Origin of the sequence: Flavobacterium sp. J27 (assembly GCF_004303025.1) — a bacterium.
Lineage (GTDB): Bacteria > Bacteroidota > Bacteroidia > Flavobacteriales > Flavobacteriaceae > Flavobacterium.
Genome location: NZ_PJQW01000006.1, coordinates 54,861 through 75,492 on the forward strand (window position 1 = coordinate 54,861; position 20,632 = coordinate 75,492).

Consider the following 20,632-nt stretch of genomic DNA (forward strand, 5'->3'; position numbering starts at 1 on the left):
TTGTTTTTGTTTAAAAAATGTGATTTTTATTCGTTAATAAAATAAAAACCGACTATATAATTTGTTAACTATTTTTTTCTAATTCTTTCATTACGTCTACCAAAACTTGTACGCTTTCTAAAGGTAATGCATTATACATAGAGGCTCTGTAGCCACCTACTGAACGATGTCCGTTAATTCCAGAAATCCCTGTTTTTTTCCACATACTATCAAAAAGTTCTTGATGCTCTTGGTTTTCTAGTAGAAAGGTAGCATTCATAGTACTTCGATCTTCTTTTACAACTGTTCCTTTAAATAAGGGGTTTCTGTCAATTTCAGTATATAATAAATTTGCCTTTGCTTCATTTATTTTTTCAATAGCATTGATGCCTCCTAACTTTTTCAACCATTTTAAAGTTAATAACGAGGTGTAAACGGCAAATACAGCAGGTGTATTGTACATGCTTTCTTTAGCAATATGTTGTTCGTAATTTAAGATATTAGGAATAGTTCTTCCAGTTTTTCCAAGAATCTCTTCTTTAACAACCACTAATGTTGTACCTGCTGGTCCCATATTTTTTTGAGCACCTGCATAAATTAAGTCAAATTTAGAGAAATCGATTGTTCTTGAAAAAATATCGGAACTCATATCACACACCACTGGAATAGAAGTAGTAGGGAACGATTTTAATTGAGTTCCAAAAATAGTGTTGTTAGATGTGCAGTGAAAATAATCTGCATCAGTTGGAATTGAATATTCTTTCGGAATGTAATTATAATTGGCTTCTTTGGAAGAAGCTACAATTAGAGTTTCACCAAAGGCTTTTGCTTCTTTAATAGCACCGCTTGCCCATGTTCCTGTGTCTAAATAGGCAGCTTTTCCATTTGTTTTCATTAGATTATAGGGTACTCTTAAAAACTCTAAACTGGCACCACCTTGTAAAAATAAAGCCTGATATCCTTTACCTTCTAAATTTAATAATTCGAGTACTAAAGCTCTTGCTTCTTCCATTACAGCTACGAAATCTTTACTTCTATGGGAAATCTCTAAAATAGATAAACCGCTATCATTAAAATTTAGAATTGATTTTGAAGCTTCTTCAAATACTTCCTGAGGAAGAATGCAAGGACCTGCACTGTAATTGTGTTTTTTCATTTGTTATAATTTTATTTCAAAAAAATTGAAAATAGTTGTGATTTTATAGTGATAGCAAATTTCGGAAATAGACTTTAGAAACGTATTTGTTTTTATTATTAATTATGTAATGTTATTAACAATAACGTTGTAGTAAATCTATTGTAAAGTTAATAAAAACGCGATAGTGTCAATATTATCGGCATAATCCCATAGATTTGGTTTTTGGGTTTGACCAAATCTAATGCTATTTGGAAAATGACTTTTACTAACCACACATTGTATTTTATCTACATCTTTTTTCAGTTTTTCTGTTACTTCATCTATATTTTCATAATATTCATAAAATACGGATGAAATAGGGGAAGCATAGTTTTCATCTTCTTTTAATGTTAAAAAACCATTATCTAGTAATTTATAATTACTCATTAAATACACCGCTTTATTATAATCATAATTGTTCGCATATTTATCATATTTAATGATTTCTTGATAGCTAAACATAGCATTGAAAAAAGCATCAAAATGGTATCCTTTGGGAATAAAGATTTTGGATACATTTCTACATCCTAAACCAAAATACCTAAAAATATCTTCACCTAAGTTGATTAATTCTTCTTGAGATTCTTCTCCAGTTAAAATAGCAACAGAATTTCTGTTTTTTCTAATAATACTTGGTTTGTCTTTGAAATAGTATTCAAAATAGCGGGCAGTATTGTTACTACCTGTGGCTATAACGGCATCGAAATTTTCTAATTTGCCTTCTATGAAAGTAATTTTATCCTGAAAACGATGGTCTAGACTGAGTAAATATTTTGCTAAAAATTGAATTAGATATTGATCATTAGTTGAAGTTTTAACTATTACATTATGTCCCGTAATTAAAACACTTAAAAAATCATGAAAACCTACTAATGGAATATTTCCTGCAAGAATTAAACCGATGTTTTTGGGTGTAACCAATGAAAAATCATAAGAAATAAGCCATTTGTCTAGATTTTCTCTGGTTAGTGCATTGGCCCAAGAAGCTAATGAAAAACAAACATTTTCTTTGGTAAACCAACCATTATGCGATTGCGATAAATCGATTAAATCTACCATTTGGTTATAAAATAAAGAGTTGTTTTTTACAGCGTCATTTTTTAAATAATTTTCATTGGTAAGCTGATTTAGAAAATGACCTAATTCTATAAAACATTCTTTTATTTCATTTTGTAACATTTGTTTTTGCTTTTAAGTGTTTACGTTGTATTTTTGCGTCACAAAATTAAGTAAATGGTTTAAGTTAAAGAAATTTTCTTACTACTTATAACCTGTAACTTTTAACTTTAAAACAATGGCGATAAAAATAACAGACGAGTGTATTAATTGTGGTGCTTGTGAGCCTGAATGCCCAAATACTGCAATTTATGAAGGAGCTGACGATTGGAGATATAAAGATGGCACTAAATTATCTGGAAAAATAGTATTACCAGATGGAACAGAAGTAGATGCTGAAGCTGCACAAACTCCTTTATCAGATGATGTGTATTATATTGTTCCTGGTAAGTGTACTGAATGCAAAGGCTTTCATGAAGAGCCACAATGTGCTGCGGTTTGTCCTGTAGATTGTTGTGTGCCAGATGAAGATTATGTAGAATCTGAAGAAACTTTGTTAAATAGGCAATCTTTTCTACATAACGAATAAAATTTACTCCTCAGTTTTGAGGAGTTTTTATTTATAAAAGTAAATTAAAATGTAGGGTATTTCAGCTTTCTTCTGTTATATAATGCAGTGAAACGTTTTAAAGAATGTTTCATGACCGCTTTTAAGAATGAAACTTTAGAAAGTTTTAGTTTAACTACCCTATACTAAAAGTCACATTTTGTTGTTTTTACACTTAAAAGCACCCTATTAAGTTAAATATTTATATTTTTGTTAAAATTGTTATTGCTGATGAGAAGAATTTGTTTTCTTTTTTTGATTGTTTTTAGTTGCCTTAGTTTTTCACAAGAGAAAGAACTCACTATTTTATTTAGAGATATTGAAACTCAATTGCCTGTAGATGAGGTAACACTTACTATTCTAAGAACCAAAGAAAGTTTTATTTCAAATGCTGATGGAATGGTGAAAGTAATTTTAAAAAGACCATCTTATTTAGAAGTAAGTCATTCCTCGTATAAAAAATTTATTGTAAAATCGATTACCTTAAATGAAGAAGAGAATGTAATATATCTGGAAAATACAGTTAATAAACTTCCTGAAATAATATTAACTAAAGACCATCCACAAGATATATTAAAAAGTATTGTAGAAAATTCGAGAAATAAATTATCCGTGCCTTCTAATTTAAGGGTTTATATAAGAGAGTTTTTCAAGAAAAATGGAGCTAATATTTTATACAACGATGGTTTAGTTAATTTTCAAATTTTAAAAGAGAAATCTTCTATAAAAACCGATATTTTGGTAGAACAAAATAGAGTTTTAGGTGTTTTAAATGAAAAAACAGATAAAGATGTCTATGGTTACAACCTGAATAATTTAATGGAAAATTATTATAAGTTTAAATATCTTGACGAGATTTTAGATAATAAAGTAAAAAATAAATATGATTTTCAAATAAAATCGTATCCTGAAAATGAAGATTATTATCAGTTATTAGTAAAACCTTTGGAGGAAGAAAGTGGTTATCTTTTTAATTATACGATATTGTATGATCATAATAAGAGAATTATAGTTGAGATTGATAACTTTATTACTCCAGAAAGAGCTGAAAAAAATTCTGATTATTCCATTTCAGGTAAAAAAAATGTTTTTAAATCTGCCTTTAAAATGACTTACAGAATTAAAGGTAATGAAGAATATTATCTAGTTTATGCTAAAGAGGAAATAGGTTTTTTAGCCAAACAAGATAAAGAAATGATAAAAACTGAAGTGAGAAATTATTTTGTTACCAATAAGTTTACCAAAAGAATGTTTACTTACGATGTGAAAGATATTTTTAAAGAAAAAACATTGCTAAATAGAAATAATACTATTTTAACGGATTTTTGGAATATCGATTCAGGTTTAGTTTTAACACAAGAAGAACAAGATTTTATTGATAGTCTTACAACAGTATATGAAGAATAAAAAGAAGCTAACAAACTGTTAACTTCTTTTTATTGTTTAAAAAAGTTTCTATCTTTCAACAACATATTTTTCCATAGTAATTTTATCGTTTTTATAATCAAAAGTTTCTAAAATAAGATTTCCATCTTTGTCAAAATAACCAAAGGATACTTTATCATCACTTCTATAAATATAATTATTATTGGATGTTTTTCTTAAAATTCCAGCTTCTGTATGAGATGGGTTTAACATGGTGTATCCATTTCCTTTTTGAATGATTTGATATTTTTTTCCATCAGAAGTGTAATAAGCGGATCGATCTACATCTACATATTTTGTCTCTCCATCCACATTTACTTTAGTAGTTGTAGTTACGTTTACTTTAGCTTCTTCTTTCATTGGAATATTAATTCCTTTTTGTTCAGCCATTTCAAGCTCTACATTTTGTACTTCTTTTTTCTCAACAGTTTTTACAATTTTCTTTTGCCCTTTAGAGTCTTTAATGGTTGTTGTTACAACTTCTGTTTCTTTTTGTACATTTTTATTTTGAGCCGATATTGTTAAAGTGGCTACTAAAAATACCGATGTTAATAATACATTTTTCATGATTCTTGTTTTAAAAGTTATAGTACAAATGTATTGGGAATAGTTTGGCTTTGTGTTACATCATTTTTCAGGCTTATTACATAATTTTTAGATGGGATACGTTTGTTAAGTAAAAAGGCTGTCAAAATTGACAGCCTTTTTTATTAAAAGTCAAAACCTAAGCGGACATAATAATACGCTCCGTTGAAACCCATTTGTACAGAGTCCCAATAACCACCTGCTTCAGTATCACCAATTTCATCTTGTTTATCTGGATATACATTCAATAAGTTGTTACTTCCAATAGACAATTTTAAATTTTTAGTAAATTGGTATCCCAAAGTTACATCTGTTACAATTTTAGCGTCGTATACATCATCTGCTTCAGAATAGTCAACTAACACCACTTTGCTAAAGCGTGTAAAGGTTAGTCCACTATCAAATTTATTTCGCTTATAATTTAGATTTAAACCAAATTTATTTGAAGGAGCAGAGGCAAGTAAGAACGCTTTCTCTCTTTTCCCGAAAAAAGTACCTTCGTCTAAAGAACCGTTATTAACGCGATCTATTTTCATATCATTAATATTTCCTACTAAAGTAGCCGAGTAAGAAGTAGTTCCAATATTCTTTTTCCAAGCCACAACCACATCTAAACCTGTTGTTTTTGTATCAACACCATTAGCAAAAAACTGAGCTTCTGAAACACCTATGTTTAAGGCTGATGCATCAAAATAACCAGTTAAAATGATACGGTCTTTTACTTTTATAAAATAACCATCTATAGTGGTCGTAAAATCACCAAAAGAAGCGGTTATTCCTATAGAACTGTTTAAAGCTTTTTCTTGATTTAATTTTTCAATTCCAAAAGCTCGGGTTACCGGACTATTATTTGGCGATAATAATACCTCGGTTGCGCCTGAAGAATTGAAATTGGTAAACCTTAAATTGTAATATATTTGTGCTAATGAAGGTGCTCTAAATCCCGAACTAATAGAGCCTCTCAAATTTATCTTATCGGTTACTTTTATTCGTGTTGCTATTTTTCCATTAATGGTGGAACCAAAATCACTATAGTTTTCAAAACGAACAGCACCACTTACCAAAAGAGATGGTGTAATGTCTAATTCAGTATCTGTATATAAGGAAATATTACTCCTGTTTTTGGTTAATTCATTGGCTAAGCTATACCCTGGAAAACCTTGGGAACCACCTGGTCTTGGATTACCCGATATAGGATCTACTGGAATAGTTTGATTGGCAGGATCTGTAACCACTTGTCCGTTCACATCATATGTTGCATAAGATGCTTCTTCTCCTGCAAAGATGCTAAATTGTTCTGTTCTATATTCAACTCCAAAGGCAAAGTTTAACCCTTCTAAAATAGAATCATAATTTTTTGAAAAATCAAAATTCATGGTGTTTTGACTTAGACTATGACCACCGGCATCAAATTCTGTTGGTGAAGCTTCTTCTAAAGAAGCATTTAAAGTTCCTTTTATGGTGTAATGAAATAAGTTTTTACCAAATGTATTGCTAATATCTATATTCCATCCATTATTCGTTTTTGTTCTAATTCCTGCTGCAATAGAAGTGTCAAAAATAACAGAAGTAATTCTAGGAGTAAAGCCACCAGGATAAATGCTTTCTACCACTCGTTCTCCATCATTTCGTGTAAAAGCATAGGCATCTGTATTTCTGTAATTTCTTCCCCCAAAAACATAGAGTTCTGTTCTGTCTGATAATTTAGTGGCAATATTTCCAAAAAAATTAAATCCATTAATTTCGGCTTCACCAAAACCTTTTCTGAAATCATAACCTGGACGTAAGGTTTTATTTTTATCTAAATATTCTAAGGTGAAATTAGCAAAACCTTGTTCGCCTAATTTAACACCATAATTTGTAGCTACTTTTAAAGAACCGCCGTCCAATTTTTGGTCTTTGCCATAAGAATTTCCATTTCCATTTTGATCTAATCGATAACCATCTGTATTTGGAGTGCCTTCCAAAAAATCGCCCTTTGCATTTGTGTTGTAAGCACCATAAGTGATATTTCCAGAAACGCCTTCATCATTATCTTTTAAAACAATATTTATAACTCCTGCTATGGCATCAGAACCATATTGTGCTGAGGCTCCATCTCTTAAAATTTCTATTTTCTTAATCGCATTTGCTGGAATCGCATTTAAATCGGTACCTGTATTACCGCGTCCTCGAGTTCCAAATAAATTAATTAATGAAGATTGATGTCTTCTTTTTCCATTGATTAATACTAATGTTTGATCTGGACCTAATCCTCTTAATGTTGCTGGATCTACATGGTCTGCTCCATCAGAACCCGATTGTTTGTTCGCATTAAAGGAGGGAGCAACATATTGCAATAATTGATTGATTTCTATTTTTCCACTTTGTGTTGTTACTTCCTTAATGTCAATTACATCAATAGCAACAGGAGAATCGGTAACTGTTCTTTTCGGACTTCTAGAACCCACAATTTGAACTTCTTGTAATTGTTGTCCTTCGATTAGTATCACATCAATCGTAGTTGATTCTGTAGTTCGTTCTGTTGATTTAAAACCAATGTAACTAAAAACGAGTAAGGCATTTTCGTTTACAGTAATAGAATATTTTCCATTAAAATCTGTAACCACTCCATTAGAAGTATTTTTTTCAATTACATTAACTCCAATTATAGGTTCTCCGAATTCGTCTGTTACAGTTCCTGTTACTTCTTTTTGAGAAAAAAGCAATTGAAATCCTGTAAACATTAGTAAAAATGTTAGTTTTTTCATAAAAATCTGTTTATTTGTTTGTAAGTGTAAATATAAGTTAAAAAAAATACAATTCTGTTTTGTAGTTAAAATAATAAATCACTAAAATAATAGCAGCTTTGAGACTTTGTAACTTTTAAAGTATATTTGCAAACTTTAAAATGAATTAGTTATAAATAATATACTATGAAAGCAGGAATTGTAGGCTTACCAAATGTTGGGAAATCAACACTATTTAATTGTTTGTCAAACGCTAAAGCGCAAAGTGCAAACTTTCCATTTTGTACTATTGAACCAAATATTGGTGTAGTAAATGTACCTGATCCAAGAATTGTTCGTTTAGAAGAATTAGTAAAACCTGAACGTGTGCAAATGGCTACTGTTGATATTGTTGATATTGCAGGTTTAGTAAAAGGGGCTAGTAAAGGGGAAGGATTAGGAAATCAATTTCTTGGAAATATTAGAGAATGTAATGCTATTATTCATGTATTGCGTTGTTTTGATAACGATAATATTGTGCATGTTGATGGCAATGTCAATCCTATTCGCGATAAAGAAACGATAGACATTGAATTACAATTAAAAGATTTAGAAACTGTTGAAAAGAGATTAGAAAAAACCAATCGTGCTGCTAAAACAGGAAATAAAGAAGCACAAGCCGAAAAGGCTTTATTAGATAGAATTCGAGAAACTTTGTTACAAGGTAAATCGGCTCGAACTGTGGTTGCTCAAAATCAAGATGAGGAGCAATTAATGGATGAATTTCAATTAATTACTTTAAAACCAGTATTATATGTGTGTAATGTGGACGAATCGTCAGCAGTTACTGGTAATAAATATGTTGAGCAGGTTAAAGAATTAGTAAAAGACGAAAATGCAGAGGTAATTGTTCTTTCTGTAGGAGCTGAAGCTGATATTACAGAATTAGAAAGTTATGAAGAACGTCAAATGTTTTTACAAGATATGGGATTAACCGAGCCTGGTTCAGCCGTATTAATTAGAGCAGCTTATAAATTATTAAATTTACAAACCTATTTTACGGCAGGTGTTAAAGAAGTAAGAGCGTGGACAATAAAAATTGGAGATACAGCACCTAAAGCAGCGGGAGTAATTCATACCGATTTTGAAAAAGGTTTCATTAGAGCAGAAGTAATTTCTTTTGATGATTATTCTAATTATGGTTCAGAAGCTAAAGTGAAAGAAGCAGGTAAATTAAGAGTAGAAGGAAAAGAATATATTGTAAAGGATGGAGATGTAATGCATTTTAGATTTAACGTATAATGTAACAATTAACTTTTTTTCTTTATATTTTTAATAAAATAGCTATAAACCGTTGAAGAAATTCAACGGTTTTTTATATTTGTTACACTTTTTTAAAGTTATGAATAATATTCAGAAAAATATAATCTTAGCTATTCATAAAGTTTCAGATGCTATTCCTGGAGTGATAACTATTAATGATGTAGCAACACAAAAAGTAGTATACATGTCTAAAAGAGGTTTGGATATTCTAAAGGTTACTTTAGACGAATTAGATGCCTTAGGAACTGCTTATTATTACAAATATTTTAATGAAGAAGAAGTTAATAAAAACTACCCCGATTATCTCCACTTTTTGGAACAAAATGATGTAACGAAAACATTAACTTATTTTCAACAAGTACGTAAAGATATTCAAGAACCTTGGATTTGGTATCTTTCTGTTACTAAAATTATACTTCAAGAAAATGGATTACCTTCACTTACTTTAACGTTAACGCAACCCGTAAACGAACTTTCAAGTGTTGTGAATCGTTTAGATAAATTAATGGAAGAGCATTTATTCTTAAAAGAAAGCCTTCATAAATTTTCTCTTATAAGTGAAAGAGAAAAGCAAGTTTTAAAACTTTTAGCCTTAGGTAAAACCAATGATGAAATTGCTAAAATGTTATTTATTTCCATAAATACAGCAAAAACACATCGTAAAAAAATAAAAGAAAAGTTAAATGCATACACTACAATTGAATTGCATAAATATGCAAGTGCTTTTCGATTGATATGAAAAATCATCACTAGTGGGTATTGTTTTAAAATATATTGAAACTTACATTTAATTATAAAATGATTCAATATGAGAAAAAAATTACTTATTACCACTTTATTGTTTAGTTTTCAATTTCAATTTCAAGCTCAAGAAACTTTTAATGGGAAACTAGAAATAGCTACAGGAATAATTAGTGAAATTACATATTATAATGTAGCAGAATTGATGAAAAATTTTAATTATGAATTTGCTGGAAATTTTGAAAGTGTCTACAACAAAAATTTCATCAAACCTGAAACCGTAGATTTAAAAGAAGATTTTATGCGGTTTTATTTTTCTGAAGAAACCGAAATGCTGAAAATGATTTATGTTCAATTTAATAGAGAACAATTTTTAGACGCCGTTAATCAACTTTCCAAAAATGGATATCAAAGCAGGAAAATGGAATTTATGAAATTTGCAAATCCTTTGCGATGGGCTAAAACAACGGTATCACCTTTTCGGTTTATAACAGTCGATAGTAGTAATGTTATTTGTGTGTTGTATTTTGGATCTAAGTAGGAATTAAAATGAAACTTAAAAAAGCCTATCTCTTACTTTTGGTACTATTTTTTTCTTGTAAGCAAAAAGAAAATAGTACCGTTTTAGATTGGCAAACGGTTTCTAAAGATACTCTTGTTTCCGAAGTAAGTTCTAAATATTTAAGTGAATCAGAATTACAACAATTTCTTATAAACCGACCTTCTTTCGTAATTACCAATACAAAGTATAAAGCACCATTTGATAGTCTAAAATTTAACAAAGTTATTGCATACGATTTTGATGGAATGGAAGAAGGGGATTTACATGTTGTTGTAGATAAAGGTAATTATTTTAGTCCTGTAGTGTTGCGACAAAAAGAACTCACTTTGGAACAAATAAATCTATTCATTAACTTTATAACAAAACCTGAAACTTATGGTGAAGGTACAAAGTCTTGTTTTCAACCTCATTTAGGTGTTGTTTTTTACCAAAACGAAAAAGCTATTTTTGAAATAGATATTTGTTTAGATTGTAATTATTTAATCGCAACGACAGAAATTCCAGCGATGAATCATAAAAAGATGATTCTAAACGATATAACCGAGTATAGCTTAATCGGTTTTAGCAAACAAGGTAAAAGAAATATCATTAATTTTTGTAAATCATTAGACTTAGATTATGCATCTTATGTGTTAAAATAAATTTTGTAAAAGTAAATTCAAAACTCAACATGAAATATTTTCCTTTTGTACTCCTTTTCTTTTTTAAAGTTGCTTTGTCTCAAGAAAACAAAATTCTTAATTTGTTAAATGACCAACTTCTTTCAGAAATTATGAACTATGAGCATGAAGATTCTTTAACGGTTATACAACCTTTTCATATCGATACAGCTAAAAAACTTAGCTTTAAAGTAGCAAAATACAATCCTAATTTGAATCAAAAGGAAATAATTACTTCTGAAGTTGCTTTAAATGAAATAATAGGTTTTATAAAAGATATTAATGTTATTTTTAGTACCGAAAATAATATGGTAATAAAAAAAGTGCAAGTTTATAATGAAAGAGAAGAATTAATTGATACTTATCAAGAACATTCAAACTTGTTTTTTACAGAAATTTGTAAAGAACAACATAATTCTGATTTACAAGCAAAAATGCTAAAAGCTTTTAAAAAAGCAGGATATACGATTACTTCTGAATATTGGTTTGATTAAAAGTAACATTTGGTTTCATTAATATGATTTCTTAAAAAAAGAAGTATGAGATTGTCTAAAAGCAGAGAGAAATATTTTTTACAACAATATTTTAAAACAAAAAACAATAAAGGATTGCCTACTTCTTTATTACAATTTGGTTCTCATGATGGAGTTATTACAGATGAACATTTGTATTTCATAACGCGCTATGTTTCTGAAATTAATACCGTTGTTTTAGGAGGTACAACTGTAACTGAACAAGGGTTGTTTTATTTGAAGCAAATAAAAAGCATTCATTATCTAGATTTAAGGGAATTGCCATTAAATGATTCTAATCTAGAGGCGATTTTACATTTTAGTATGTTACAAAATTTAGATATCAAAAATACAAAAGTTAGTATTCAAGGTATTCAGAAATTATTAGAAACATTTCCAAAACTAGAAACCATTCGTGTGGATATTCCTAAAGAAACTTCAACCGTTTTAGAAATTTGGAAAAAAAGATTTCCAAAATGCAAATTGATAATTAATCTTCTCTGAATATTTTGTAGTTTAGTTTTTTGTAAATTGCTAGTTGAGTATGATAAGAATAATAAAGAAATCTACTAAGATTATTTTAAAAACCATTTTAGGATTAACTGCTTTTATATTGATTTATGCCTTAGTTGTTTTTATTACCTCAATTATTTCGGTTAATAAAAACACTTCCACAGGCGCTCATAATACTATTCCTGTTTATATTCTTTCTAATGGCGTGCATACAGATGTGGTTTTGCCATTAAAAAACAATATTAAAGATTGGTCTACATCTATTTCTTATTTGCATACCAAAGCACAAGATAGTACGAGAAAATTATTAGCTTTTGGTTGGGGAGATAAAGGTTTTTATTTAGATACTCCTACTTGGTCAGACCTTAAAGCTTCTACTGCTATTAAAGCGGTAACAGGAATAAGTACTTCTGCAATGCATCTTACTTTTTATAAGGAATTACATGAAAATAAACAATGTAAAAAGTTCTTTATTACAGAAAAAGATTATAGACAATTAATTGCCTACATAGAGAATAGTTTTGTATTAAATTCTGAAAAAAAGATACAGCGCATTGGCACTTATTCCTATGGTAAATATGATGTGTTTTACGAAGCCAAAGGGAGTTATAGTTTATTCTACACCTGTAACACTTGGGCAAACCAAGCCTTAAAGGCAGGAAATCAAAAAGCGGCTCTTTGGACAGTTTTAGACAAAGGTATTTTTTATCATTATGAATAACAGTTGTTTTAACACCTATCTATTTCAAATTTTACAACACTATTTTCTGATTTAATCATAACGGGTATTTTTTCTAAAGTACATCGAGGTTCAATAGTAAACTGAATATAGCCCCTTACCATAAAATCTTCTAAAGTCTTTATTTCTAACTGTTGTTTGTAATACGTATTTACACGAATCCAATCTAGTAAAGGATTATTAGCTGATTCAGAATCACTTTGTTTAATTAGAAGTGGTGTCTCAATAAGATTGTTTTTTAATGTAAAGAAAGGAGTGTCCTCTATAAAAAAAGTAAACTTACCCTTGAAATCTTTTTTACTATTTGAAGAAGCATAATAAGCATTATTATAGAGCAACATTTGAATTTCTAAATCATAAACAGCATCACTTACTTCATGAATATCAAGTTTCATTTCATAAGGTTCAGCAGATACATTTGGACCGTACTGTAATGATTTCTCAGTCTCATTTTTTAAATTTTGACTAAGAATAGTGTCTGAAGTTGATTCTGTTTTTGATGAATCTATTTTGCAGCTTATCAGTAATAAGAAACAAAAAGGGAAAATTACATTTTTCATTTTTTCATTTTTTAGTATTAATAGAATGATTCGTCAAGCCATTTTCAATAATTTGACTTGACAATGTAAAACTAGAATTCAATGGAACCAAAAATGTCAAAAAAATGTCAAAAAAATGTCAATAGTTGTAAAATGTCATGAAAAAGTATGTTATTTACAACTAATTATGAATGTAACGTTGCCCTATTTTTTAAAAACAGTATTCTTTTACGGATTCTTTTGCTGTGTCATTTCGTGTGTTGAAAAACCAAATGAAGTTTCTTCCAGTCTGGTAAAAGTAGCCATACGTGAAGTTGGTCATCAGTTGTTATTAATAAATAAAGATTCGATATCTATTGTAAAACCGGTAAAAAAAATAGATGATTTTAATTACGAATTATCCTTTGAAGATCAAATTGCAATTGATCCAGATAGTTTACATATTTTAGTAAAGAGTAGTTTTCAAAAAGCGACTTTGCCTTCTAATTATTTAGTAGAAGTACAACAATGTGAAGACATGGAAATAGCGTATAGTTATCAAATGAATCAAAACATTGAAAAAGGGATAGTTCCTTGCAGTGGGAGACAGTTAAAAAAAGAATGTTATAGTATTCGTTTTCATTTTTTTGACAAAATAGCAACTTCAAATAAAGCAGGGACAGTTTGGGTTTTATATGTTTTGTTTGTTGGAGTTTTATTTGGAACTGCCTTTTTTTATTTTAAATTGAAGCGAACAAAATCTGTAGTTATAGAAGAAATATCTTCAACTAGCATACCTATTGGAAAATATAAGTTTTATCCAGAGCAAAACAAACTCATTAAAAATACTGTAACGGTAAGCCTTTCTAAAAAGGAATGTGAGTTGTTACTTCTATTTACTTCGAAACCTAATGAAATTATTAAAAGAGAGGAATTAACTAAAAAAGTGTGGGAAGATCATGGCGTTTTTGTAGGCAGAAGTTTAGATACTTATATTTCTAAATTACGAATGAAATTAAAAGAAGATACTTCTATTAAATTGCTCAATATTCATGGTGTAGGTTATAAATTAGAAATAAATTAAAAATTTAAAATACCTTTTTCTAATTACTTTAGAAAAGGTATTTTAATATTTGAAAAGGATAAACAAATTTAGCTTTATTCCTCAGTTTGTTCGGTCTTGGTTTTTTCGTTTGCTTCTTTTATCTTTAATTTGGTGTCATAAAAAGGCAATAGTAATTCGGAATCAGCATATTTACCGCTCAAATCAGATCCTTCGGGTGTTTTTACTAAAAGCATATTCCATTTGCCATCAACACCTATGTAAGTTTGATATTTTTCCTCTTTTACAATTAAATCAAGACATTTTTCTACCGCATATACTAATTCTTTTCTAGAAGATGGTTCAATTTTTTTCATATCACCCACTTTTAATAAAATAAGTAACTTATCCTCATTAATTTTAGAATAATATCTAATTTTATCCATATCTACACCTTCTATTGAAAGATCTATACAGGTTTTTAAATAGAACGAAATAGAATCTGTTTTTTTATCTGGTTTACTTCTTGTTTTGTAGATATCATCTTCTAAATATTCAGTTCTAACATCATCAAGAGATTCATCAACTTCGTCCTTGTTGAAAAGATAACCAATAAACATAGATAGTAGTGAAAAAACTACAAAAGCAAAAATAAGTAAACAGCCGCAACCTTGCCAAGTTGGCGATTTTGGTGGATCAGCTTCTTGACTTTTAACGAGACTTTGTTTAATAGTTTCATTTAAATCTGATTCAGCATACGATTTTTTGCAATGGCTACATTCTAAAATGGTAGTTTTCCCAACAGGTAAAAAAGGAATCCAAAAAATATGAAAATAGCGCGAATAGGTAGTAGCAACTAGTGTGTTTTGATGATTGCAATTAACACATTCTGTGTTGTCTTCAAGAGCTTTTCTGTGAATTCTTGAAGCTCTAGTTCCAAAAAGAAATAGCATAAATATGGGCTTAATTTTAGCTAAAATAGAAAAAAAATAGTACAAAAAAATTTTTATTTGTAAAAGTAACATGCAAAAAGGGTATGCCTAGTAAAAGACAAAATTATATTCAAGTTAAAAATGAATAATAAGTCGATTAGTTTTTTGCAAAAAGTTTAGATACCAATATTTCTAAATTATGCCTTAAATTAAAAGAAGATGCATCAATTAAATTACTTAATATTCATGGTGTAGGATATGAATTGGAGATTGATTAAATTGACAATATTTTCTCATTTGAATTTTGTAATTTTTTTACATTATAAATTTGAAGTTTTTACCTATTATTTAATGCTTTATTTAGTTGTAATGAAATTCTTTTAATAATTTTTTTCTTTCCAGTTATTATAGGAATATCATTACCTTCATGATTTATATCTGTGGACAAATGAATCTTTATACAAGTTATGAAATTTATTGCTTTCGAAATCTTTCATTAACATTTCATAGGCTTCTTTAATTTCTTTAAAACGTTCTTCATAAAATGGATCATTATTATTTTTATCTGGATGAAACTTTAGAGCATTAAACTTATAAGCTTTTTTTATTTCTTCTTTCGAACAATTTTGTTTTAAACCTAAAATCTGATAATAATTTTTACTCATTTTACGGTTAAAGTAAATATTTAATTTTTTTAGAATCACTTAACCAAATATATCAAAAAAAAAAGCTCAAATTTTATCTTTTTTCAACTCAAACTCACAACAAACAACCAACAACAGAAAACTTCTTAACCCTTTTGTCAATAACTTATAAAACACAGACTTTCATTTTTTAAAGAGAAATAGTATATTGCACAAAATCCAAAATCTGTTTATGCTAGAGCAAAATCAATATACCGAAGACAATATTCGTTCACTCGACTGGAAAGAGCATATTCGTATGCGTCCCGGTATGTACATTGGAAAATTGGGAGACGGTTCCTCTCCAGACGACGGAATTTATATCTTACTCAAAGAAGTTATCGACAACTGTATCGATGAATTTGTTATGGGTGCTGGAAAAACCATTGAAGTAACCATAAAAGATAAATTAGTGACCGTGCGCGATTATGGTCGTGGAATTCCTTTAGGGAAAGTGGTAGACGTAGTTTCTAAAATGAATACTGGTGGTAAATACGATTCCAAAGCTTTTAAAAAATCAGTTGGTTTAAATGGTGTGGGTACCAAAGCGGTAAATGCATTATCGAACTACTTTAGAGTAGAATCGGTACGTGATAACCAACAAAAAGCAGCAGAATTTTCAGCGGGTAATTTAACTACGGAAGAAGAAGTAATTGAAACAACGAAGCGTAAAGGAACCAAAGTATCTTTTGTTGCCGATGAGACCATTTTTAAAAATTATAAGTATCGTAATGAATACATCATTAAGATGCTTAAGAACTATTGTTATTTAAATCGCGGTTTAACGATTTATTACAATGGAGAAAAATTTGTATCGGAGCATGGATTAAAAGATTTGCTAGAGGAAAACATTGCAGAAGAAGATATGGTGTATCCTATTATTCATCTGGAAGGTAATGATATTGAAATCGCCTTAACCCATAGTAAATCACAATATTCTGAAGAATATCATTCGTTTGTAAACGGACAAAATACGACGCAAGGAGGAACGCATTTAGGTGCTTTTCGGGAAGCGATTGTAAAGACGATTAAAGAGTTTTATAATAAAAATTTTGAAGCTTCCGATATCCGAAAATCCATTGTTTCTGCCATTTCTGTAAAAGTGGAAGAACCGGTTTTTGAATCCCAAACCAAAACCAAATTAGGTTCTACCGATGTGGGACCAAAAGGACCTACAGTGCGTACGTTTGTCAATGATTTTGTAAAAACGAAACTAGATAATTTCTTACATAAAAATCCGGAAACAGCAGATGCTTTATTGCGTAAGATTTTACAAGCAGAACGCGAAAGAAAAGAACTTTCTGGTATTCGTAAGTTAGCCAAAGACAGAGCTAAAAAAGCAAGTTTGCATAATAAAAAACTACGCGATTGTCGGGTACATTTAACCGATGCTAAAAATCCAAGAAGTTTAGAAAGCACGCTTTTTATTACGGAGGGAGATTCGGCTTCTGGATCAATTACGAAATCAAGAGATGTGAACACACAAGCGGTTTTTAGTTTGCGCGGAAAACCGTTGAATTCGTATGGAATGACCAAAAAAATTGTCTACGAAAACGAAGAATTCAATTTGTTGCAAGCCGCTTTAAACATTGAAGAAGATATGGGCGATTTGCGTTATAATAATATTGTTATTGCAACCGATGCCGATGTCGATGGAATGCACATTCGCTTGTTGTTAATCACCTTCTTTTTACAGTTCTTTCCCGAATTAATAAAAGACGGTCATTTGTATATTTTACAAACGCCATTATTCCGTGTGCGTAACAAAAAAGAAACGATTTATTGTTATACTGATGAAGAAAGGGTCAATGCGATTGAAAAATTAAAACCAAAACCAGAAATTACCCGATTCAAAGGATTGGGAGAAATTTCACCAGACGAGTTCAAACATTTTATAGGAGACGATATTCGTTTAGATCCTGTTATGCTGGATAAAGCGACTTCCATTGAAACCTTGCTAGAGTTTTATATGGGTAAAAACACGCCAGACCGACAAGATTTTATTATCAATAATTTGAAAGTGGAATTGGATGTAATTGAAAAGGAATAGTTCACAGCTTACAGTTTTAAGTGTACATTTTACTGTCAACTTTTTACTGTTAACCGTTAACCAAAAATATAAATGAAAGACGAAGAAGAAAACGTAAACCCAGACGAGCAAAACGAATTAGGAAACGAATCTCAAGAAACAGAAGGCTTTGATGACATCAAAACATCAGGACATCATTTCTACGAAAACAACGAAAATCCAGAAGATACCATTACAAAAGTAACGGGTATGTACAAGGATTGGTTTTTAGATTATGCTTCTTATGTAATTTTAGAACGTGCTGTTCCTGCTATTGAAGACGGTTTTAAACCTGTACAACGCAGAATTATGCACTCCATGAAAGAGTTAGACGATGGTCGTTACAATAAAGTAGCGAACATTGTTGGACATACCATGCAGTATCATCCGCACGGAGACGCGAGTATTGGTGATGCCATGGTGCAAATAGGTCAGAAAGACTTGTTGATTGATATGCAAGGAAACTGGGGAAACATTCTTACAGGCGATAGTGCTGCGGCTTCTCGTTATATTGAAGCGCGAATTTCTAAGTTAGGTCACGATATTTTATATTCACCAAAAATTACTGAATGGGGACTTTCTTATGATGGTCGTAGAGCAGAACCCATTAATTTACCAGTAAAATTCCCATTGCTTTTAGCACAAGGAGCAGAAGGTATTGCAGTAGGTTTGTCAACCAAAGTATTGCCGCACAATTTCAACGAACTAATTGATGCTTCCATTAAAATATTAAAAGGAAAACCGTTTACCATTTATCCTGATTTTCCAACAGCTGGTATTGCGGATGTTTCTAATTATAACGATGGAATGCGTGGCGGTCGTGTAAGAGTTCGTGCCAAAATCAGTCAGTTAGACAAAACCACTTTAGTTATTTCTCAAATTCCTTTTTCAACGAATACTTCAACCTTAATTGATAGTATTTTGAAAGCCAATGAAAAAGGGAAGATTAAAATCAAACGAATTGAAGATAATACAGCGGCTGAAGTAGAAATTTTAATTCACCTTCCAGCAGGCGTTTCTCCAGATAAAACAATCGATGCATTATATGCGTTTACCGCTTGCGAAACTTCTGTTGCACCTTTAGGTTGTGTGATTGAAAATAACAAACCATTGTTCATTGGAGTTTCAGACATGCTGAAAATTTCGACGCAAAGAACGGTGGATTTGTTAAAAAGAGAGTTGGAAATCCAATTGGATGAATTGGAAAACAAATGGCATTTTTCAACCTTAGAGAAGATTTTTATTCGTGAAGAAATGTACATCGATTTTAAATTGTATGGTGATAGAGAATCATTATATGAATACTTGTACAAACGTTTCGAACCGTTTAAAAAAGATTTGGTGCGCGATATTCATGACGAGGATTTACAAAAATTAACGCAAATTCCAATGATTCGTATTACACGTTTCGATTCGGATAAAGCGGATGAAGCCATCGCTAAGTTGGAAGCTGAAATGGAACAAGTAAAACACGATTTGGAACATATTATCGATTTTACAATCGCTTTCTTCACCAAATTAAAAGACAAATATGGTAAAGGTCGTGAAAGACAAACCGAATTAAGAAGTTTTGATACGATAGAAGCGACTAAAGTAGTCTTGAGAAACACCAAATTATTTGTCAATAGAGAAGAAGGATTCCTTGGAACAGGATTGAAAAAAGACGAATATGTTGCGGATTGTTCTGATATAGACGATGTGATTGTTTTCCTTAGAGATGGTCGCATGGTAATTACTAAAGTAGACGACAAGAAATTCATTGGTAAAGACATCATCCATATAGCTGTTTTCGATAAAAATGACAAACGAACCATTTATAATGTAATTTATAGAGATGGAAAGAATGGGGCGACCTTTATAAAACGATTTAATGTTTCGGGTGTAACTAGAGATAAAGAATACCACATTACCCAAGAAAAACCAGGTTCGCAAATTTTATATTTCTCACACAATCCAAATGGTGAAGCAGAAGTTGTAACCATACTTTTACGTCAGGTGGGAAGCATCAAAAAACTGAAATGGGATTTAGATTTCTCTGAAATTTTAATCAAAGGAAGAGGTTCTAAAGGAAATACGGTTTCTAAGTATCCAATCAAAAAAATAGAATTAAAAGAAAAAGGAATTTCAACCCTTCGTCCTAGAAAGATTTGGTTTGATGATACCGTGCAACGCTTAAATGTAGATGGAAGAGGTGAATTATTGGGCGAATTTAAGCCCAATGATCGTTTGCTTATTATCCATCAATCTGGTAAAATAAAAACGATTATTCCAGAACTATCTACTCATTTTGAAGAAGATATGATTGTGTTGGAAAAATGGAAACCAAGTAAGCCTATTTCAGCGATTTATTATGATGGTGAAAAAGAACGCTATTACGTAAAACGATTTGTGATTGAAAATGAAAATAAAGAAGAAATTTTTATTTCTGAACACGATAAATCACAATTAGAAATTGTTTCAACCGATTGGAAACCAATGGCTGAGGTAGTTTTTGCCAAAGTAAAAGGTGTTCAAAAAGAAACCATTCAGGTTAATTTAGAAGAATTTATTGCCGTAAAAGGCATTAAAGCATTGGGTAACCAATTAACCGCAGATAAAATAAAACAAATTAATTTATTAGAATCTTTACCATTTGAAGAACCAGTAGAACCTGAACCAGAAAAAATGGAAGTAACCGATGAAGAGTCGGTTTCAGAAAATATAAAAACCGATTTGGAAGATGACGGTCAAATTACGTTAAGTTTAGACTAATAAAAAAAAGCTGTATTGAAAAATACAGCTTTTTTATTTTTTTTTCATGTTT

At 30.2% G+C, this 20,632-nt stretch carries 19 protein-coding genes; 12 read left to right on the forward strand and 7 right to left on the reverse strand.

The annotated features are described in order from the left end of the window. Positions 1 to 64 precede the first annotated feature (64 nt). Together serC and CX675_RS09655 are read right to left on the reverse strand one after the other, a co-directional pair. Positions 65 to 1,135 carry a 3-phosphoserine/phosphohydroxythreonine transaminase gene (gene serC, locus CX675_RS09650; protein ID WP_130735028.1) on the reverse strand — a complete coding sequence of 357 codons (1,071 nt, stop codon included), beginning with the start codon at positions 1,133 to 1,135 and terminating at the stop codon, positions 65 to 67. Between the two features lie 138 nt (positions 1,136 to 1,273). Further along, positions 1,274 to 2,335: an acyl-CoA reductase gene (locus tag CX675_RS09655; protein WP_130735029.1), complete on the reverse strand. Its 1,062-nt coding sequence runs from the start codon at positions 2,333 to 2,335 to the stop codon at positions 1,274 to 1,276. A gap of 115 nt (positions 2,336 to 2,450) precedes the next feature. On the opposite strand from CX675_RS09655, the gene CX675_RS09660 reads away from it, so the two are divergent. Next, entirely contained in the window at positions 2,451 to 2,801 is a 351-nt protein-coding gene (locus CX675_RS09660) for a 4Fe-4S dicluster domain-containing protein (protein ID WP_130735030.1), read from the forward strand. 249 nt (positions 2,802 to 3,050) lie between these two features. Then, positions 3,051 to 4,226, forward strand: coding sequence for a hypothetical protein (locus CX675_RS09665; protein ID WP_130735031.1), 1,176 nt, complete (start codon positions 3,051 to 3,053; stop codon positions 4,224 to 4,226). Positions 4,227 to 4,274: 48 nt separating this feature from the next. On the opposite strand, the gene CX675_RS09670 is transcribed toward CX675_RS09665, so the two are convergent. Together CX675_RS09670 and CX675_RS09675 are read right to left on the reverse strand one after the other, a co-directional pair. Then, positions 4,275 to 4,811 (reverse strand): hypothetical protein, encoded by a 537-nt coding sequence (locus CX675_RS09670; protein ID WP_130735032.1) that lies wholly within the window; start codon positions 4,809 to 4,811, stop codon positions 4,275 to 4,277. Positions 4,812 to 4,954: 143 nt separating this feature from the next. Next, positions 4,955 to 7,579 carry a TonB-dependent receptor domain-containing protein gene (locus CX675_RS09675; protein WP_130735033.1) on the reverse strand — a complete coding sequence of 875 codons (2,625 nt, stop codon included), beginning with the start codon at positions 7,577 to 7,579 and terminating at the stop codon, positions 4,955 to 4,957. 165 nt (positions 7,580 to 7,744) lie between these two features. Here CX675_RS09675 and ychF point away from each other — a divergent pair, with 165 nt between their 5' ends. From ychF to CX675_RS09710, 7 genes are all read left to right on the forward strand, one after another. Next, positions 7,745 to 8,839: a redox-regulated ATPase YchF gene (gene ychF, locus CX675_RS09680; RefSeq protein WP_130735034.1), complete on the forward strand. Its 1,095-nt coding sequence runs from the start codon at positions 7,745 to 7,747 to the stop codon at positions 8,837 to 8,839. A 100-nt stretch (positions 8,840 to 8,939) separates the two neighbouring features. After that, complete coding sequence (locus CX675_RS09685; RefSeq protein ID WP_130735035.1) at positions 8,940 to 9,599, forward strand: response regulator transcription factor; 660 nt, start codon at positions 8,940 to 8,942, stop codon at positions 9,597 to 9,599. 69 nt (positions 9,600 to 9,668) lie between these two features. Continuing rightward, entirely contained in the window at positions 9,669 to 10,142 is a 474-nt protein-coding gene (locus tag CX675_RS09690) for a hypothetical protein (RefSeq protein ID WP_130735036.1), read from the forward strand. A gap of 8 nt (positions 10,143 to 10,150) precedes the next feature. Next, positions 10,151 to 10,804 (forward strand): hypothetical protein, encoded by a 654-nt coding sequence (locus tag CX675_RS09695; protein WP_130735037.1) that lies wholly within the window; start codon positions 10,151 to 10,153, stop codon positions 10,802 to 10,804. A gap of 29 nt (positions 10,805 to 10,833) precedes the next feature. After that, a complete protein-coding gene (locus CX675_RS09700; protein ID WP_130735038.1) occupies positions 10,834 to 11,316 on the forward strand; it encodes a hypothetical protein in 483 nt (160 codons plus the stop codon). Positions 11,317 to 11,361: 45 nt separating this feature from the next. Then, positions 11,362 to 11,838, forward strand: coding sequence for a hypothetical protein (locus CX675_RS09705; protein WP_130735039.1), 477 nt, complete (start codon positions 11,362 to 11,364; stop codon positions 11,836 to 11,838). Positions 11,839 to 11,878: 40 nt separating this feature from the next. Further along, positions 11,879 to 12,568: a TIGR02117 family protein gene (locus tag CX675_RS09710; protein WP_240723618.1), complete on the forward strand. Its 690-nt coding sequence runs from the start codon at positions 11,879 to 11,881 to the stop codon at positions 12,566 to 12,568. Positions 12,569 to 12,576: 8 nt separating this feature from the next. Here the strand turns inward: CX675_RS09710 and CX675_RS09715 are convergent, their stop codons facing one another. Next, positions 12,577 to 13,146: a hypothetical protein gene (locus tag CX675_RS09715; RefSeq protein WP_130735040.1), complete on the reverse strand. Its 570-nt coding sequence runs from the start codon at positions 13,144 to 13,146 to the stop codon at positions 12,577 to 12,579. A 115-nt stretch (positions 13,147 to 13,261) separates the two neighbouring features. Between CX675_RS09715 and CX675_RS09720 the strand changes: the two genes are divergently transcribed. Further along, a complete protein-coding gene (locus CX675_RS09720) occupies positions 13,262 to 14,188 on the forward strand; it encodes a winged helix-turn-helix domain-containing protein (RefSeq protein ID WP_130735041.1) in 927 nt (308 codons plus the stop codon). A gap of 74 nt (positions 14,189 to 14,262) precedes the next feature. On the opposite strand, the gene CX675_RS09725 is transcribed toward CX675_RS09720, so the two are convergent. Continuing rightward, a complete protein-coding gene (locus CX675_RS09725) occupies positions 14,263 to 15,099 on the reverse strand; it encodes a zinc-ribbon domain-containing protein (protein ID WP_165396016.1) in 837 nt (278 codons plus the stop codon). Positions 15,100 to 15,503: 404 nt separating this feature from the next. Next, entirely contained in the window at positions 15,504 to 15,743 is a 240-nt protein-coding gene (locus CX675_RS09730; protein ID WP_130735043.1) for a DnaJ domain-containing protein, read from the reverse strand. Between the two features lie 211 nt (positions 15,744 to 15,954). On the opposite strand from CX675_RS09730, the gene CX675_RS09735 reads away from it, so the two are divergent. Beyond that, complete coding sequence (locus CX675_RS09735) at positions 15,955 to 17,811, forward strand: DNA topoisomerase IV subunit B (protein ID WP_130735044.1); 1,857 nt, start codon at positions 15,955 to 15,957, stop codon at positions 17,809 to 17,811. Positions 17,812 to 17,883: 72 nt separating this feature from the next. Then, positions 17,884 to 20,580 carry a DNA gyrase/topoisomerase IV subunit A gene (locus CX675_RS09740; RefSeq protein WP_130735045.1) on the forward strand — a complete coding sequence of 899 codons (2,697 nt, stop codon included), beginning with the start codon at positions 17,884 to 17,886 and terminating at the stop codon, positions 20,578 to 20,580. Positions 20,581 to 20,632 lie beyond the last annotated feature (52 nt).

Coding starts and splice junctions, on each gene's coding strand:
- serC (WP_130735028.1), bottom strand. CDS start 1,135: ATGAAAAAACACAATTACAGTGCAGGTCCTTGCATTCTTCCTCAGGAA.
- CX675_RS09655 (WP_130735029.1), bottom strand. CDS start 2,335: ATGTTACAAAATGAAATAAAAGAATGTTTTATAGAATTAGGTCATTTT.
- CX675_RS09660 (WP_130735030.1), top strand. CDS start 2,451: ATGGCGATAAAAATAACAGACGAGTGTATTAATTGTGGTGCTTGTGAG.
- CX675_RS09665 (WP_130735031.1), top strand. CDS start 3,051: ATGAGAAGAATTTGTTTTCTTTTTTTGATTGTTTTTAGTTGCCTTAGT.
- CX675_RS09670 (WP_130735032.1), bottom strand. CDS start 4,811: ATGAAAAATGTATTATTAACATCGGTATTTTTAGTAGCCACTTTAACA.
- CX675_RS09675 (WP_130735033.1), bottom strand. CDS start 7,579: ATGAAAAAACTAACATTTTTACTAATGTTTACAGGATTTCAATTGCTT.
- ychF (WP_130735034.1), top strand. CDS start 7,745: ATGAAAGCAGGAATTGTAGGCTTACCAAATGTTGGGAAATCAACACTA.
- CX675_RS09685 (WP_130735035.1), top strand. CDS start 8,940: ATGAATAATATTCAGAAAAATATAATCTTAGCTATTCATAAAGTTTCA.
- CX675_RS09690 (WP_130735036.1), top strand. CDS start 9,669: ATGAGAAAAAAATTACTTATTACCACTTTATTGTTTAGTTTTCAATTT.
- CX675_RS09695 (WP_130735037.1), top strand. CDS start 10,151: ATGAAACTTAAAAAAGCCTATCTCTTACTTTTGGTACTATTTTTTTCT.
- CX675_RS09700 (WP_130735038.1), top strand. CDS start 10,834: ATGAAATATTTTCCTTTTGTACTCCTTTTCTTTTTTAAAGTTGCTTTG.
- CX675_RS09705 (WP_130735039.1), top strand. CDS start 11,362: ATGAGATTGTCTAAAAGCAGAGAGAAATATTTTTTACAACAATATTTT.
- CX675_RS09710 (WP_240723618.1), top strand. CDS start 11,879: ATGATAAGAATAATAAAGAAATCTACTAAGATTATTTTAAAAACCATT.
- CX675_RS09715 (WP_130735040.1), bottom strand. CDS start 13,146: ATGAAAAATGTAATTTTCCCTTTTTGTTTCTTATTACTGATAAGCTGC.
- CX675_RS09720 (WP_130735041.1), top strand. CDS start 13,262: ATGTCAATAGTTGTAAAATGTCATGAAAAAGTATGTTATTTACAACTA.
- CX675_RS09725 (WP_165396016.1), bottom strand. CDS start 15,099: ATGCTATTTCTTTTTGGAACTAGAGCTTCAAGAATTCACAGAAAAGCT.
- CX675_RS09730 (WP_130735043.1), bottom strand. CDS start 15,743: ATGAGTAAAAATTATTATCAGATTTTAGGTTTAAAACAAAATTGTTCG.
- CX675_RS09735 (WP_130735044.1), top strand. CDS start 15,955: ATGCTAGAGCAAAATCAATATACCGAAGACAATATTCGTTCACTCGAC.
- CX675_RS09740 (WP_130735045.1), top strand. CDS start 17,884: ATGAAAGACGAAGAAGAAAACGTAAACCCAGACGAGCAAAACGAATTA.